The following is a 15,366-nucleotide window of genomic DNA, read 5'->3' as shown; positions in this document are numbered from 1 at the left end:
GCAAATATTAAAGAACCATATTAAAAATGCCAAAATATATTATTGGGCCTGAACTGTTGTGGTTGGTCCTTTATTTTGTTGCCCACTTTATGGCTAAAATGAACACGCCGCCCAAATATTCTTTCGACAACCTCATTGAAAAATCATGGCTTTGGGTGCCGGCATTGCTATTTTTGACTTTCGGCCTGTTTTGGGTCTCCAGAGCAGAAAAAAATTGGCTCTTACTGCGCATCTGGATAGTTGGCCTCGTAATGGGGCATTTTGTGTTAGAAACGCTTATGAAAGCATTTAGCAAGCAGGGGCCTGGGATTGGCATGGGTTATATTGCCGGAATAATATTTATAGGTATCGTTTTAATTGCCGGAAGCATTATCGTAAAAATTGCACGCTAATTTTTTATTGCTTAGAAATTATTAGAACCCAAGTAAAAATGAAAACAAGTATCATCATCGGAATCGTACTCATAATTGTCTTAATCATTTCATCATGCGGCACAGGCTACACCAAAAAAAACGGGCAATGGGTTTGGGTAACCAACGACGAAAATTTTGGCAGCCGAAACCATTGGATAGAGGGCATAGATAACAACAGTTTTAAAGTTTTAAAGCAGAATAAAAATTTTGGAGCCGACAACCACGCTGTTTACTTTAAAGGCAAAAAAATTAATTACGCCACTCCCGACGGCTTTACCCCCCTTACCAACAACGAATACGGATATGCTAAAGATAATTACCGCGTATTTTTAGACAATGAAGTTATTTTAAAAGCCGACCCAAAAACTTTTATCGTCTTAGAATTTCCCTACGCGCGCGATGGGGAACATATCTTTAACGGCAATTTGCCCATGAACTTAAACAAAAACGAACTTGACGAATTTAAGGTAACGAATAAAGATAAATATATGAAAGGCACTAAATCAATTAGCTTACTATCTGAGTTTCTGAAATTTAATCCAGATTACCAATGGATTGAAAACTTAGAAGATATTGAAGTTAAATGGGTAATTACAGGGCCCGGAGGTACAGCCGAAACGAATACAAAAAAATTCATCGGCTTACAAGAAGCCAAATAAAATAGCTAAACTGATAAAAGAATAAACATGAATAATGTTTTAATAGCAATATATTTTATGTTCGGATGCAGTTTTTTGTCGTGCAGCAAGCCGCAAATATTTCAAATATCGCCCCAGTTTGAAGCAGTATTGCCCTTCAAAAATGGTATTGCCGCAGTAAGTCAAAACGGGCTTTGGGGCATCATAAACACCGAGGGCAAATGGGTCATTACGCCTCAATACAAACAGGCAACCTTGCCAAACGATGCCGTTTACCTACTTACCAACCAAGCAAACGAAACTTTTCAGGTTGTAAAATCAGCACTCTCCGGCGAATGGCAAACTCTTCCTTTTGAAGAGAAAAATATAATAACCAATACTTCGTTAGGTTCGCGTACCTTATTTAAAGAAGGCAATAAGTACGGCTTAATAGACGAAAAAAACAAACTAATTCTTGAAGCAGTTTACGACACCATCACTTATATTGGCGAAGACCTATTTATTGCGCATAATAACAACGGAGACCAACTCATCCACGCAAGCGGAAAAAAATTAACCCCTATCTATGCCGAAATTAGTCCGGAAATTAAATTTGACCGGATTCGATTTCGCCAAAACGAGCAGTATGGAATTTTATCGAAAGATGGCACCGTAATTTTAAAACCCAGTTGGTGGTTATTAGAAATTGTAGGCCGCAATATAATAGCTTGCACCGAAGGTGGCGACTACACCCTACACACCGACCAACTGAAACAACTGTCTGATTTCAAGTTCAGCTATATTACATTTTTAGAAAACGGGAATTGGCTGGCAAGGGCGCGCGAGGAAGGCATTTGCAAAATATTTGATGCAGATGGTAAACTTATAGCCGAAGACATTACAGCAAGCGATGGCAAAATGATGTTTGGCATGTTGCCCGCAAAAATAAATAAAACCGGATGGACCTATATTGACAGTTGGGGCAAACAGACATTACCCAAAAATTTTGGATTTTGTAGAAACTTTTTGGCCCAACGGAAAAGCTATTTTTATAAAACCAAACGGAATAAGCCCAAACAACAAAGGCTTAATTGACACTTTAGGAAATGTGGTTTTAGAACCCATATACGAAGAAATTAGCTGGCATCCGGATAATGTTTACACCGTAATTAAAGATCGCACTATTCAATTTTTAAACGCCGAGTTTAAACCCATCACAAAACCAAGCAAAACCCTGATTGAATACATAGGGAATGGGGTTTATTCGCGCTATAAAACGACCAGTTCCGTAGCATTCCAAAAATCGAATTGGTACACCGGCGACAAAGCTAAAATTTATATAGACCGAGACCACAAACTCATAGGCGTATATGCTACAAACGGTGAATTGCTTATCTCAGCAAAAGATTATAAAGAAGAAGAGCCTTTGCCCGCCGTTAGCGAAGGGCTTGTTGCCGCCAAAAAAGGCAATTTGTGGGGCTTTGTAAAAAGTAATTAATAAACTTTTAATACCAAAGTGATTTATAAAATAATTCAAAGTTAATACTTTTCAATTTCCGGAAAAGGTGTCACATGAAAACAAAGTCATCAATCCCATTACCCGCGCCTTCGAGCTGTTGTAGGTTTACAAACGGAAAAACCGTTAAAAAAACAAGCGTATAAAATACTGTTTGAGCGCAGCGAGTTTATTTTATAGCTTGTTTTTAGGTTTTGAAGTGCAGTAAACCGTTAAGCAACAGGTCGCAGCGCTTGATTTTTTTGTTACTTTTTGCATCAAGGCAAAAAGTATAATAAAATTAAATGATAGAATATGCTTTATAAATGGAAACAAAAACAAGAGGAGACCACCTAAACTAATTGAACTAATACTTTTTTCACTTTGATATAACTATGAAATTTAGTAACATACTCTGGTCTGCTTTAAAAGCTATTTTTGCTCCAAATGAAGAGGCAAAAACCTATAGAGAAAGACGGGTAAAATTTGAAAATAATGGCCGCTCCGGATATGTAATTTTTACCGAAGGCTATAAATCCATCAGATTATATACCGAAATTGGCGGCGGAAACTGCATTTTTTACGTGGTCATTCCATCGCGCGATGAATGGGAAAAACAAACCGAATATAGCCTCGACGAAAGAGATGAAATACTAAAATTCATTGCCGATGAATGCCTCAAACAACAAACCAGTAAAGCTAAAGCCTTTTACGAAGTAGAAGAAAAACATATCGTTTTTTATAAAAAATGACAATGAAGATAAAAATTACAACTAAGGCGAAGAAAAACGCAAGGTAAAATTAGCATTCAATTAAATGGCCAAGATCAGCATTTATCTAGTTTCAAATCATTTTTTATTAGCCCAGAAACACTTAACTTTACCTGATTAAAATCCATATTTCATTCCATAAAAACTATAATAATGAATCAAACACATATTCATTTACTAATTACCCACCTGCCAATATTTGGCTCATTTTTGGGCGCGTTTGTTTTATTGCAAGCACTTTTGACTAAAAGCAATCAAACAAAAATTGCGGCTTACAATATTTTTATTATTTCGGCAATTGGCGCCGGCATAGCCTACCTTACAGGCGAGGCCGCCGAAGAAGTAGTCGAAAATATACAAGGCATAACCAAAAATGTAGTCGAAGAACACGAAGATTTCGCTAAATTTACCTTAGCATCGTTAATTGTACTTGGCGTTGCCTCGGTAGCCGGGCTATTTCTAACTTTAAAAAAATCAGTTCTAACACGAACAACTGCCTTAGTGGTTTTATTTATTGCCTTAGTCAGTTTCGGTTTAGTTGCAAGGACAGGCTATTTGGGCGGGCAAATTCGCCACACCGAAATAAACAACCCGACAGCAACAACAGCGCAAGGGCATAGCGAAGAGAGCGAACATAGTGAAGACAAGGACTAAATAAATTAAACCAAGTTTTATTCTGTTATCTTTGCCGTTTATTTTATCAACAGTAAGCCACCATGAAAATTAGCAGTATCAGCAATAAAGAAATTCCAAAAGGCGAAGAAGTTAAAGGACAAGACGTAAGAGAAGGAGTTTTTGACTTTATACAGTTAAATTTTCCGGAATTCGACAAAGATTCCTACATAACATTGCCAGAGCCAAACCATTACCGGAGACAATATTTGACCTCCTTAATTCTGCAAGAAAAAGGCGAATTGGCAGCCATTGACAAAGATGTGATGGAGGCTATAAAAAACAATTCTATCCTTTCTGAAAATATCCAGGATGAAATTGAAGGCGACCTAAGCTTTGAGCAAAAAATTGCCGACCAAGTGGCCGCTTTTGGCGGTAGTTGGACGTTTATCATCATGTTTTTTGCTTTTATTGTAATTTGGATGCTAATTAATATTTGGTTTTTGGCAACAAAACCATTCGACCCGTACCCGTTTATTTTGCTTAACCTGCTCCTCTCTTGTTTGGCAGCCATTCAAGCGCCAATCATCATGATGAGCCAAAATAGGCAAGAACAAAAAGACAGGCAAAGAGGCGAACACGATTATAAAATTAATCTTAAAGCCGAATTAGAAATAAAATTACTAAGTGAAAAAATTGACCATTTGCTTGTTCATCAAAGCAAAAAACTTTTAGAAATTCAAGAAGTACAAATTGACTATTTAGAAGACTTGATGAAAGAAATTAGAAAGAAATAAAATTCGCCCTTCAACTCGTCAATTATATCCGGAGAAAGGTAAAACCGTCCTTAGCTTCTTGGCTCGTTCAACAATAAAACGCCTTGTACTTTCCACACATAAAAAAACAAATAAATTTTGAATACTGTGTTGTCTAAAATTTTAATCGTTTCAATAGCAGTTCTAATAGCAATTATCATCGCCTTATTTTTTATAACCTGTGCCAAACCTATTCCCGTCGCGTCAGAAAGATATGCAAACAAAGCTCCGGTTGAAGAATTTGAAGTGCCTACAGAAAAGCTAACCCTTCCGGTAGACAGTCGGCAAGAAGTCAAAGAATTTGTGCGAAAAGAAAATATACTGCCATTCACTTTTTTTGACCAACATCATTTTTTCTTCTTGGCAAAAGACGAGGAAAACGTATATGTAACCTTAGATGCGCAAGAAGATTTAGAACAATCACATCCGGAAGAAGCAAAAATAAGAAAACCCTACCGAGGCATTTCGGCATTTGATATTAAAACCAAAAAACTCAAATGGAATATTCCTTTTGACGACCCAAATACCTGCACTTTTAAGGCCGACCCCAAGCTAACAAGAATTAGCGAACCCTTTTTATTGGGCAATAAATTGATTGTTTTTAAAAGAAATTACACCACCGACTTAGCCAATTGCTACAATATAATAGACAAAGAAACCGGAAAAGTTTTGCACTGGGATGGGATGCAGGGCGGCAGATATAAGGTTGAATACCTTAAATATTTGGTTAAATATGAGTACAAAAAGAGCATATCGCTATTAAATCCGGATAAGGGAGAAAAGCTATGGACTTATACGCTCGGACAAGATTTTTTAGGAGATGGAACGGCTCGTATTCAATTACTTAATGATGGTGTCTGTTATTATTTTTATCAAAAAGCGGCGCAATTTGGATTTGATTTTATTGAAATCGCATCCGGAAAAATTATAAAACATCTTGAGTTTGAAAAGAAAGATTTTAATCAAACCTCTTTAAAACCTCTTAGTTTGCAAGGCGATATTGTATTTTTTGAGGTAAATTACTGTGCTACAACCGGTTTTGAGGTGCGGCCCGCCAATTGCGAATATTGTTATATTATGTTTGACACCCGAAACGGTCAAATTCTTAAACGAACAAACTACAAGAAATAAAATCTCTCTGCCGTTAGTTATATTGTATGGCAGTTAGGGCTATTGGCCTCCGGATAAATACATAACAGCGCAATATTTTCGACTGTAAATTTAGTTTTTTTTGAAAATTTAGGTTAGTTTTGCAGTTATTGTGCTTTAGTGCTAACTATATAATAAAACTCAATAAAGCATGGAAATATATAGCAATATTATAGAAGCGTTAGACGGCTTAAAAAAACAAGGCTACGTAGAAGATTTTAATCTTAGGGAAAACTGCCTTGCATGTAAAAACAATCAAATCGAGGTGTTCCATCATGAATTTGTAATTGATAAATGGTTTCGCTTTGAAGGAAACGATTCCAGCGCCAATGATTCCTCCATTGTCTATGCCATTTCATCAGAAAAATACGGATTAAAAGGCACCCTAATAAATGCCTACGGCATGTATGCCGACCGAACGACAAACGAAATATTATCTAAACTACAATTAGCATAAATAAAATGCAATCGAATGTAGGACTTGTTTTGGCCGAAAAAGCAGCTAATATTGGCAATTTTATGGTGGGCAGGCTTTTGCCATTTCATCAAAAAAGAGCTGTTGGCCCTTTTGTTTTTATTGACCACATGGGGCCAGCCTGTTTAAAGGAGCACCAAAACCTCGATGTACCCTCGCATCCGCATATTGGCATTTCTACCCTTACCTACCTATTCGATGGGGCAATTTTCCACCGCGATAGCTTAGGAAATGCCACCGAAATTAAACCGGAAGAAGTGAATTGGATGACCGCCGGAAAAGGAGTGGTTCATTCTGAAAGAACGCCCGAATATTTAAGAAAGGTAGATAAATTTTTACACGGTTTTCAAATTTGGATTGCCCTTCCAAAAGAATTAGAACAAACTGAACCTTCATTTTTTCATTTCAACAAAGAAGACATTCCTACATGGCAAGAAAACGACATTTTTTATAAACTGATAGCCGGAGAAATTGCGGGCAAAAAATCTCCGGTTCCGGTGCATAGCCCCTTATATTTTATCGAGGTAAAAACGAAAACCGCTCAAAAAATAAATATAGGCAACAAACTTTTTGGCGAGGTCGGTATGTATGTTTTAGCAGGAACGGTAAAAATTGAAGGCAACGACTATGGAAGCAAACAATTACTTGTGGCAAAAAATGCTTCGTTGTGCGAGTTTCAAACAAACGGCGAAACCACACTCTATCTTTTTGGAGGTAAACCTTTCGAAGAAAAACGCTTTATGTTTTGGAATTTTGTACACTCAGACAAAGATATTTTAGAACAAGCTAAATTAAATTGGAAAAACCAAAATTTAGAAGCCTTTCCAAAAATACCAAACGACGAAAAAGAATTTGTACCACTTCCCGAAAAAGAATAAATAGATCAAATAAGCAATACAAAAACATGAAAACCTGCACGAAATTCCATTAAAATAAAGTCACCAAAATACAAGGTAAAAATGAAAAAAACAGCAATTTTACTTCTTGTTTCAATTGTTTTGGCCTCTTGTTCAGGCCCAAAACAAATAAGCAGCCCAAACGATTATACTTATGTTAATGAGCCTCCGCCAATTACACAATCCTTGTTTGACGATAAAAGTGCTACCATTTCAGAAGAGAATATTCAAAAAATATTGGACGGCAAATATACCCTGCCAAATAATTTGAGAGTCGCTTTTGTGCAACTCGAAAGCTCGCTAAATCAAATGGAATATTATTATTGGTCAGATGAAGAATATATGAAAGCCCAGCAGCAATATTTAGATTTATTTACCGATAAATTTAAAAACTCGAAGCGGGTAACAAGAATTTCAACCATTCCGGATATTTTAATTTCTAAAAATCCAAGTTTTACCAGCATAAGAGAGTCGGCTGTACGAACCCAATCCGATATTGTTGTAATTTACTCCATCACCAGCGCAATTTATTCGCAATACCGGTTATTCGCCAAAACAAATATTAAAGCCTTTGCCACAACGCAGCTTATTGTTTTAGATGTCCGAACTGGGTTGGTGCCTTTCACAACCATTGTAACCAAAGATTTTCAGGACAAAAAACAAAATCCGGATTTAAACGAAAACGAGGCAATGAACCGGATAAAAAACCAGGCAGTTCTATTGACAATTGAAGAAATAGGCAAACAAATTTCCAATTTTTTAACGGAGTAAATCAATCACATAAAATTGCAAAAAACAAAACTAAAACCTCCGGACTTACTGGCAATACCCCCTGAGAATAAGCATGATTTTGAATTCTAATTAATCGAACCTATTGTGAAAAAAGTTTTAATCATAGACGACGAAGAAAGACTAAGAACGCTGCTGGCAAGAATAATTGGCCTTGAAGGGTTTGAAGTGCTTCAAGCGGGCGATTGTGAAACAGCTTTGCGAAAATTAGAGCAAAATGATATTGACGTAGTCTTTTGCGATGTAAAATTACCCGATTGCAATGGCGTTGAACTGTCAAAAAAAATAAAAGACAAATTTCAAATACCCGAAATCATTCTGCTAACTGCTTACGGCAATATCCCCGATGGCGTTCAGGCCATTAAAAATGGGGCTTTTGACTATATTACCAAAGGCGATGACAACAATAAAATTATTCCCTTGCTTTACCGCGCCATAGAAAAAGTGGCCTTAACAAAACGGGTGCAACAACTTGAAAAGCAATTAGAAGACAAACATTCTTTTGACAATATCATTGGCAAATCAAAGGCCATTCAACAAGCCATTGATTTGGCAAAAAAAGTTGCTGCTACCGATACAACCGTTTTATTGACCGGCGAAACCGGAACCGGAAAAGAAGTTTTCGCTCAAGCTATTCATCAGACAAGCCAAAGAGCTAAACAAAACTTTATTGCTATAAATTGCGCTGCCTTTTCAAAAGAACTGTTAGAAAGTGAAATGTTTGGGCACAAAGCCGGAGCATTTACAGGCGCTGCCAAAGATAAAAAAGGGCTATTTGAAGAAGCAAATAATGGCACCATCTTCTTAGACGAAATTGGCGAAATGTCCTTAGAGCTACAAGCCAAACTGTTAAGAGTTTTGGAAACTGGCGAATTCATTCGTGTGGGCGAAACAAAATCAGCAAAGGTAAATGTTCGCATTGTTGCAGCGACACACCGAAATTTGCAAAATGAAATTGAGTTAGGGCGTTTCCGCGAAGATTTATTTTACCGCATTTCTACATTTCAAATACATTTGCCCCCACTTCGCGAAAGAGTAATAGATATTGAAGCCCTTGCTAACTATTTTGTAAATCTTTTAGCCGTCAAAATGAACAAACGGATTAAGTCTGTTTCTCCGGATTTTTACTCGGCCTTAAAATTACATCAATGGAAAGGAAATATCCGCGAATTGAAGAACGTAATCGAAAGAAGTGTTATTCTTTGTGAAGACACGCTCACAACAGATTATCTACCGTTTGAATTACAAAAGCTCGATGACGTAAAAATAAAAAACAAAACGCTTTCGGCCTTTGAATTGGCAAGTGTCGAAAAATTGCACATTCAAAAAGTGCTAAACTATACCAACGGCAACAAAACCGAAGCAGCCCGGCTGCTTAATATTGCCACCACCACCCTTTACCGCAAGTTAGAAGACTATAAAATAATCTAAATCATAGCGAAACGCTATACCCCACCCTTGCGTTTTGCAACGGTTTTTTCAATTAAAAATTTTGCTGCCTCCACTAAAACCCTTGCCAGTAAAGGGTTTCAAGCATTTTTATGTCAATTGGAACGGTTTTGGTTTATCATAGTGCAAAACATATCCTATGATAATGATACCAAAAAACACAAGTTCATTCTTACCTGATCCTTCAAAATCAGAAACAGGGGGATTTTTACAAGTTCGCAATAATGTTTATGCAAGCAACGTAAAAGCCGATGAAATAAGCATTCCAGCTTTGACGAATAAGCCAAAACAGAAAATCAGCTTTTACAAACAAGCTCAACGACTTGCCGACTCAACCAAAGTTTTGATTAGCTCCGGAAATTTAAAACAGGCTAAGTACTTGATGCAGGTAGTAGAATACATATTTATTAATGGCAATAAGGAAACCCAAAATGCCATATCCAATGTGTATGTGTACTCTTTGTCGGTATTTATGGAGCAAAAAAATTGCATCATAAACGAGCTATTACCTAAAAATTTAAAATCAGAATATTATAAACAAATAAACACATTAGGACTATGATGACAATAATTCTTATCGTCGTGGGGCTTTTATGCTTCGCACTATTTTTTAAACTAATCAATTTCTTCGAAAAAATTTAATCAACAACATGATTGCATTATTCATTATCGCTATCGCAGTTTTCGGCTACATAGTTTACGTACTGCTAAATCCGGAAAAATTTTAATTAGTGAAAAGTGAAGGGCGAAATACGTGATGGCATCTCACATTTTACTTCTTAGATCTCACTAATAAACAGCTAACAAACAATATCTTATATCATACAAGAAACAAAATAATGAACACAGAAATACTTGGTATAATAGCAATGTTTGGACTTACCTTTTTATTGGCAATTCCGCTCGGAAAATACATTGCAAAAGTTTACGGTGGCGAAAAAACAATACTCGACCCCCTCTTCAATCCATTAGAACGTTTGTTCTACAAATTTTCCGGAATAAACCCAAAAACCGAAATGAACTGGAAGGAGCATCTTGTTGCGCTGCTAAGCATCAACTTACTGTGGTTTTTAATGAGCATGGCAATACTGATGAATATGAGTTGGTTACCATTAAATCCGGATGGAAACCCAAGCCAGTCAGCAGATTTAGCTTTTAACACCACTATTTCATTTTTGGTAAACTGTAATTTACAACACTATTCCGGAGAAACCGGTATCAGCTATTTGGGGCAAATTTGGCTCATGTTTTTACAATTTGTAACTGCCGGAATTGGTATGGCTGCTGCTGCTATAGTTTTTAAGGCATTCCGTGAAAAAACAACAACAGAATTGGGCAATTTCTACGACTTCTTTTTAAAATCATGTACTAGAATTTTATTGCCTATTTCATTAATTGTGGCTGCCATATTGGTATTTGAAGGAACACCCATGACCTTTGAAGGCAAAGACACCATCACCAATTTACAAGGCGATACCGTACAGGTTTCTCGTGGCCCTGTTGCTGCATTTGTTCCTATTAAACACGTAGGCACAAATGGCGGTGGTTTCTTTGGTGCAAACAGTGCACACCCGTTAGAAAACCCGACCTACCTAACTAATATGACAGAAATGTTTGCCCAATTTATAATACCAATGGCAATGATTTTTGCTTTCGGATTTTTTATCCGCAGGAAAAAATTTGCATGGATGATTTTTGGAGTAATGACCATAGGCTTTTGGTTGCTTGCCGCTCCAAACATTGCTATGGAAATGAACGGTAACCCGGCAATTGCCAAAATGGGAATAGATAATTCGCTTGGCGCAATGGAGGGCAAAGAAGTGAGAATTGGCGCAGCAGCATCCGGATTTTGGAGCATTGTAACAACTGTAATTTCTACCGGAAGCGTCAACTCTATGCACGACAGTTCTATGCCTTTATCGGGCATGAATGAATTGCTTGCCATGATGATTAATGCCTTTTATGGCGGCGTGGGTGTGGGTATTCTAAATATTTTCATTTTTATCATTTTGGCTGTATTTATAAGCGGATTGATGGTGGGCAGAACCCCCGAATTTTTAGGAAAAAAGATAGAAGCACGCGAGGTAAAAATTGTCATGATCATTGCCTTAGCACATCCATTCATTATTTTGGTTGGAACCGCCTTGGGAGCAGCATTTCCAAGCGTGGGCTCCGTTGCCATCAGCAATCCGGGCTTTCACGGATTTAGCCAAATGTTGTATGAATATACTTCTTCGGCTGCCAATAACGGAAGCGGGTTCGAAGGTTTAGGCGACAATACCCCGTTTTGGAATATTTCTACCGGGATAGTGCTAATATTAGGCAGGTTTGTGCCAATAATAGGCCCAGTGGCTATTGCAGGGCTTTTGGCACAGAAAAAATATATTCCGGAAAGCGCAGGCACACTCAAAACCGATACCGCCACATTTGGTATCATGGTTTTTGCTGTCATTGCCATAATTGCCGCTTTATCATTCTTCCCTGCTTTGGCATTAGGCCCAATTGCTGAATATTTTTCTTTGAAGTAAGAAGTGAAAGGTGAGATGTGAGAAGGATGGCTTATAATTCTTGTCCGAGTTTTTTGATTAAACCATAAATTAATTTACCAATGATGTCAAGTTCATCAATATATTTTGAAGCATCAGTTTTAGAAATAAAATCTAATTCAACACTTAATAAAATTAGTGTATCTAATTCTGTTAGTGAGCCCAAAGAGATGTGTAAAAAATGGATAAATTCTTTTTTGCTTTTTCGTGCTGCACCTTCTGCAATGTTTACTGGAACTGACACAGCGGCTCTTCTAATTTGTGAAACCAATCCAAATTTTTCATCTGTTGGAAAAGTAGCGGTAAGTGAGTACATCTCTTTCACAAAATCAAAACTCTTCACCCAGCAATGCAATTTTTTATGTGGCTTCATAAGTCAATCCATTTCATTCAAAAACAAAAGTACATCTAACTTTTCACATTTCACATCTCACAAAAAATAAAATCATGTCGAAAAATAAAAATACATCCTTGTTTCAAGCCGAGTTAATGAACGAATCTTTCAAACAATCTTTCGTAAAGCTCAACCCTAAAATTATGTTCCGCAAACCAATCATGTTTACAGTTTGGATTGGAACAATTATTATGCTTTTTGTTTCGCTTTGGACTTTATCCGGTGCAACAGGGCAAGGCAGTTTTGCCTACAACTTTACTGTTTTTGTGGTACTGTTCCTCACTTTATTGTTCGCAAATTTTGCCGAAGCCATTGCCGAAGCAAGAGGTAAAGCACAAGCTGATAGTTTAAGAAAAACCCGCGAAGAAACGCCTGCAAAAGTTGTGAAAAGTGAAATGTCGGAAGTGATAAGTTTAAGTTCTCTTGATTCATCTCACATTTTACATCTCACATCTAACAATCTTAAAAAAGGTGATATTTTCCTTTGCGAAGCCGGTGATATTATTCCTACAGATGGCGAAATTATTGAAGGACTTGCAACCATTGATGAAAGTGCCATCACCGGAGAAAGTGCTCCTGTAATTCGGGAGGCCGGCGGCGATAAATCTTCTGTAACCGGCGGAACAAAAGTGTTGAGCGACAAAATAAAAGTAGTTGTTACCACACAACCCGGAGAAAGTTTTTTAGATAAAATGATTGCCTTGGTTGAAGGGGCAAGTCGCCAAAAAACACCCAACGAAATTGCCTTGACAATTTTATTGGCCGGCTTCACCTTATTATTTATCATCGTAACGGTAACGTTAAAACCATTTGCCGATTATGCAAACACACCTATAACTATTGCGGCATTTATTTCACTTTTCGTTTGTTTAATCCCTACAACCATTGGTGGACTACTTTCTGCTATCGGTATTGCCGGAATGGACAGAGCTTTGCGTGCCAATGTAATTACCAAAAGCGGAAAAGCCGTTGAAACAGCCGGTGATATTGATGTGCTACTTTTAGACAAAACCGGAACCATTACAATTGGTAACAGAAAGGCAACAAATTTTTATGCTGCAAACGGAATTGAAAAAGAACAATTGGTGAAAGCCGCAGTTTTAAGTTCATTGGCCGATGAAACTCCGGAAGGAAAATCAATTATTGAGTTGAGTAAAATGTTAGATGTGAAAAGTGAAATGGATAGCAACCACTTTCATTTTACATCTCACTTTTCACATCTAACAAAAGACATTTCACACCAAATAAAGTTTACAGCCGAAACCAGGTCTAGTGGTGTTGATATGAAAGATGGCACCCGTATTCGCAAAGGTGCCAGCGATGCCATTAAAAATCTTGTAGAAAAAGCAGGAAATATTTTTCCGGATGAAATTGTAGAGAAAGTGAACATCATTTCAAGCAATGGAGGCACTCCGCTTGTAGTTTCTGAAAACGAAAAAGTAATTGGAGTAATTGAATTGCAAGACATTATTAAGCCTGGTATCCGGGAACGTTTTGAGCGCTTACGCAAAATGGGTATCAAAACCGTAATGGTTACAGGCGATAACCCTTTGACTGCAAAATTCATTGCCGAAAAAGCAGGGGTGGATGATTTTATTGCCGAAGCAAAACCGGAAGACAAAATGAATTACATCCGGAAAGAACAAGGCGAAGGCAGATTAGTAGCGATGATGGGAGATGGCACAAACGATGCACCAGCCCTTGCACAAGCCGATGTTGGCGTAGCCATGAATAGCGGAACACAAGCCGCTAAAGAAGCTGGCAATATGGTGGACTTAGATAACGACCCCACCAAACTGATTGAAGTAGTAGAAATCGGTAAACAATTATTGATGACCAGAGGAACGCTTACAACTTTTAGCATAGCCAACGATGTAGCAAAATATTTTGCCATCATCCCTGCACTATTTATTACATCTATTCCAGCATTGCAAGGCTTAAACATTATGAATTTGCACTCGCCCGAAAGTGCTATACTCGCTGCTGTAATTTTCAATGCCATCATCATTCCATTACTCATTCCATTGGCATTAAAAGGCGTGGCGTACAAACCCATCGGCGCTAGTGCATTACTGAGAAGAAACCTTTTCATTTATGGCTTAGGTGGCATCATCGTTCCATTTATCGGAATAAAATTAATTGACATGGCAGTCAGCGTGTTTATGTAAAAAGTGTTTTTAGTGAAAAGTAAAAAGTAAAAAATGAAAAGTGAAAAGTGAAAAGTGAAAAGTGAAAAGTAAAAAATGAAAAGTGAAAAGTAAAAAGTTATCAGTGAAAAGTGATCAATGAAATTTACATCTCACCTCACACCTCTTACATTTAACCTCTTACATCTCACATTTCACATCTAACATCTAACATCTATCAAAAAATAAAAAAATGAAATCGAACATATTTCCCGCAATAAAACTTACAGCGCTTTGCATTTTATTGCTTTGTGTTGCATACACACTAACGGTTTATGGAATAGCGCAATTTGCACCCAACAACGGCAAAGGCGAAATCATAACACACAACGGAAAAACATACTACAGCAATATTGGACAAGCATTTACAGCCGACAACTATTTCTGGTCTCGTCCATCAGCAGTAGATTATAATGCAGCCGGCTCTGGCGGAAGTAATAAAGCCCCTTCTAACGAAGAATATCTTGCCACAGTTCAAGCCAGAATAGATACTTTTTTGGTGCATCATCCGGAAGTAAAAAAATCGGAAATTCCAGTAGATATGATTACAGCAAGTGGCAGCGGTCTTGACCCGCATATTTCTGTTCAAGCGGCAAAAATGCAGGTAAAACGCATTGCCAAAACACGTGGAATTGAAGAAACCAAACTCCAACAACTTATTATTGCCAATACAGAGCGGCCATTTATAGGTTTGTTTGGTCCGGAAAGAATTAAGGTCTTAAAATTAAATATCGAACTCGATAATTTAAAATAAATTTAC

General features: G+C 37.3%; 18 protein-coding genes. 17 read left to right on the top strand and 1 reads right to left on the bottom strand.

Features of this window, described 5'->3' with window-relative positions:
* Positions 1–26: 26 nt before the first annotated feature.
* From IPI59_12230 to kdpA, 15 genes are all read left to right on the top strand, one after another.
* Positions 27–392, top strand: coding sequence for a hypothetical protein (locus tag IPI59_12230; protein MBK7528295.1), 366 nt, complete (start codon positions 27–29; stop codon positions 390–392).
* Positions 338–1,072, top strand: a complete 735-nt coding sequence (locus IPI59_12225) for a DKNYY domain-containing protein (protein MBK7528294.1) — start codon at positions 338–340, stop codon at positions 1,070–1,072. The genes IPI59_12230 and IPI59_12225 overlap by 55 nt, the downstream gene beginning before the upstream one ends.
* A 27-nt stretch (positions 1,073–1,099) precedes the next feature.
* The gene (locus IPI59_12220; protein ID MBK7528293.1) at positions 1,100–2,125 is read left to right on the top strand and encodes a WG repeat-containing protein; all 1,026 of its coding nucleotides are present in this window, start codon (positions 1,100–1,102) and stop codon (positions 2,123–2,125) included.
* 13 nt (positions 2,126–2,138) lie between these two features.
* Complete coding sequence (locus IPI59_12215) at positions 2,139–2,528, top strand: hypothetical protein (GenBank protein MBK7528292.1); 390 nt, start codon at positions 2,139–2,141, stop codon at positions 2,526–2,528.
* A 392-nt stretch (positions 2,529–2,920) separates the two neighbouring features.
* A complete protein-coding gene (locus IPI59_12210; GenBank protein ID MBK7528291.1) occupies positions 2,921–3,277 on the top strand; it encodes a hypothetical protein in 357 nt (118 codons plus the stop codon).
* Positions 3,278–3,448: 171 nt separating this feature from the next.
* The gene (locus tag IPI59_12205; protein ID MBK7528290.1) at positions 3,449–3,949 is read left to right on the top strand and encodes a hypothetical protein; all 501 of its coding nucleotides are present in this window, start codon (positions 3,449–3,451) and stop codon (positions 3,947–3,949) included.
* 62 nt (positions 3,950–4,011) lie between these two features.
* Complete coding sequence (locus IPI59_12200; GenBank protein ID MBK7528289.1) at positions 4,012–4,704, top strand: DUF1003 domain-containing protein; 693 nt, start codon at positions 4,012–4,014, stop codon at positions 4,702–4,704.
* A 126-nt stretch (positions 4,705–4,830) separates the two neighbouring features.
* The gene (locus IPI59_12195; GenBank protein ID MBK7528288.1) at positions 4,831–5,853 is read left to right on the top strand and encodes a hypothetical protein; all 1,023 of its coding nucleotides are present in this window, start codon (positions 4,831–4,833) and stop codon (positions 5,851–5,853) included.
* A 169-nt stretch (positions 5,854–6,022) separates the two neighbouring features.
* Entirely contained in the window at positions 6,023–6,328 is a 306-nt protein-coding gene (locus IPI59_12190; protein MBK7528287.1) for a phosphoribosylpyrophosphate synthetase, read from the top strand.
* A gap of 5 nt (positions 6,329–6,333) precedes the next feature.
* Positions 6,334–7,224 (top strand): pirin family protein, encoded by an 891-nt coding sequence (locus IPI59_12185; GenBank protein MBK7528286.1) that lies wholly within the window; start codon positions 6,334–6,336, stop codon positions 7,222–7,224.
* Positions 7,225–7,305: 81 nt separating this feature from the next.
* Positions 7,306–8,013, top strand: a complete 708-nt coding sequence (locus IPI59_12180; protein MBK7528285.1) for a hypothetical protein — start codon at positions 7,306–7,308, stop codon at positions 8,011–8,013.
* A 105-nt stretch (positions 8,014–8,118) separates the two neighbouring features.
* Positions 8,119–9,462, top strand: coding sequence for a sigma-54-dependent Fis family transcriptional regulator (locus IPI59_12175; GenBank protein ID MBK7528284.1), 1,344 nt, complete (start codon positions 8,119–8,121; stop codon positions 9,460–9,462).
* Between the two features lie 313 nt (positions 9,463–9,775).
* Complete coding sequence (locus IPI59_12170) at positions 9,776–10,042, top strand: hypothetical protein (GenBank protein MBK7528283.1); 267 nt, start codon at positions 9,776–9,778, stop codon at positions 10,040–10,042.
* An 88-nt stretch (positions 10,043–10,130) separates the two neighbouring features.
* Positions 10,131–10,208 (top strand): K(+)-transporting ATPase subunit F, encoded by a 78-nt coding sequence (gene kdpF, locus IPI59_12165; protein MBK7528282.1) that lies wholly within the window; start codon positions 10,131–10,133, stop codon positions 10,206–10,208.
* Between the two features lie 111 nt (positions 10,209–10,319).
* Positions 10,320–12,008: a potassium-transporting ATPase subunit KdpA gene (kdpA, locus tag IPI59_12160; protein MBK7528281.1), complete on the top strand. Its 1,689-nt coding sequence runs from the start codon at positions 10,320–10,322 to the stop codon at positions 12,006–12,008.
* 31 nt (positions 12,009–12,039) lie between these two features.
* Here kdpA and IPI59_12155 read toward each other — a convergent pair whose 3' ends face one another.
* On the bottom strand, positions 12,040–12,399 hold the full coding sequence (locus tag IPI59_12155) for a four helix bundle protein (GenBank protein MBK7528280.1): 360 nt from the start codon (positions 12,397–12,399) through the stop codon (positions 12,040–12,042).
* Between the two features lie 74 nt (positions 12,400–12,473).
* Between IPI59_12155 and kdpB the strand changes: the two genes are divergently transcribed.
* The gene (gene kdpB / locus IPI59_12150; GenBank protein MBK7528279.1) at positions 12,474–14,588 is read left to right on the top strand and encodes a potassium-transporting ATPase subunit KdpB; all 2,115 of its coding nucleotides are present in this window, start codon (positions 12,474–12,476) and stop codon (positions 14,586–14,588) included.
* Positions 14,589–14,799: 211 nt separating this feature from the next.
* Complete coding sequence (locus IPI59_12145) at positions 14,800–15,360, top strand: K(+)-transporting ATPase subunit C (protein MBK7528278.1); 561 nt, start codon at positions 14,800–14,802, stop codon at positions 15,358–15,360.
* Positions 15,361–15,366: the final 6 nt, after the last annotated feature.

The sequence above is a fragment of the Sphingobacteriales bacterium genome (genome assembly GCA_016706405.1).
Taxonomy (GTDB): Bacteria; Bacteroidota; Bacteroidia; order Chitinophagales; family UBA2359; genus BJ6.
This window is presented reverse-complemented; position numbering and strand designations above follow the sequence as displayed.

Coding starts and splice junctions, on each gene's coding strand:
- IPI59_12230 (MBK7528295.1), top strand. CDS start 27: ATGCCAAAATATATTATTGGGCCTGAACTGTTGTGGTTGGTCCTTTAT.
- IPI59_12220 (MBK7528293.1), top strand. CDS start 1,100: ATGAATAATGTTTTAATAGCAATATATTTTATGTTCGGATGCAGTTTT.
- IPI59_12210 (MBK7528291.1), top strand. CDS start 2,921: ATGAAATTTAGTAACATACTCTGGTCTGCTTTAAAAGCTATTTTTGCT.
- IPI59_12205 (MBK7528290.1), top strand. CDS start 3,449: ATGAATCAAACACATATTCATTTACTAATTACCCACCTGCCAATATTT.
- IPI59_12200 (MBK7528289.1), top strand. CDS start 4,012: ATGAAAATTAGCAGTATCAGCAATAAAGAAATTCCAAAAGGCGAAGAA.
- IPI59_12190 (MBK7528287.1), top strand. CDS start 6,023: ATGGAAATATATAGCAATATTATAGAAGCGTTAGACGGCTTAAAAAAA.
- IPI59_12185 (MBK7528286.1), top strand. CDS start 6,334: ATGCAATCGAATGTAGGACTTGTTTTGGCCGAAAAAGCAGCTAATATT.
- IPI59_12180 (MBK7528285.1), top strand. CDS start 7,306: ATGAAAAAAACAGCAATTTTACTTCTTGTTTCAATTGTTTTGGCCTCT.
- kdpF (MBK7528282.1), top strand. CDS start 10,131: ATGATTGCATTATTCATTATCGCTATCGCAGTTTTCGGCTACATAGTT.
- kdpA (MBK7528281.1), top strand. CDS start 10,320: ATGAACACAGAAATACTTGGTATAATAGCAATGTTTGGACTTACCTTT.
- IPI59_12155 (MBK7528280.1), bottom strand. CDS start 12,399: ATGAAGCCACATAAAAAATTGCATTGCTGGGTGAAGAGTTTTGATTTT.
- kdpB (MBK7528279.1), top strand. CDS start 12,474: ATGTCGAAAAATAAAAATACATCCTTGTTTCAAGCCGAGTTAATGAAC.
- IPI59_12145 (MBK7528278.1), top strand. CDS start 14,800: ATGAAATCGAACATATTTCCCGCAATAAAACTTACAGCGCTTTGCATT.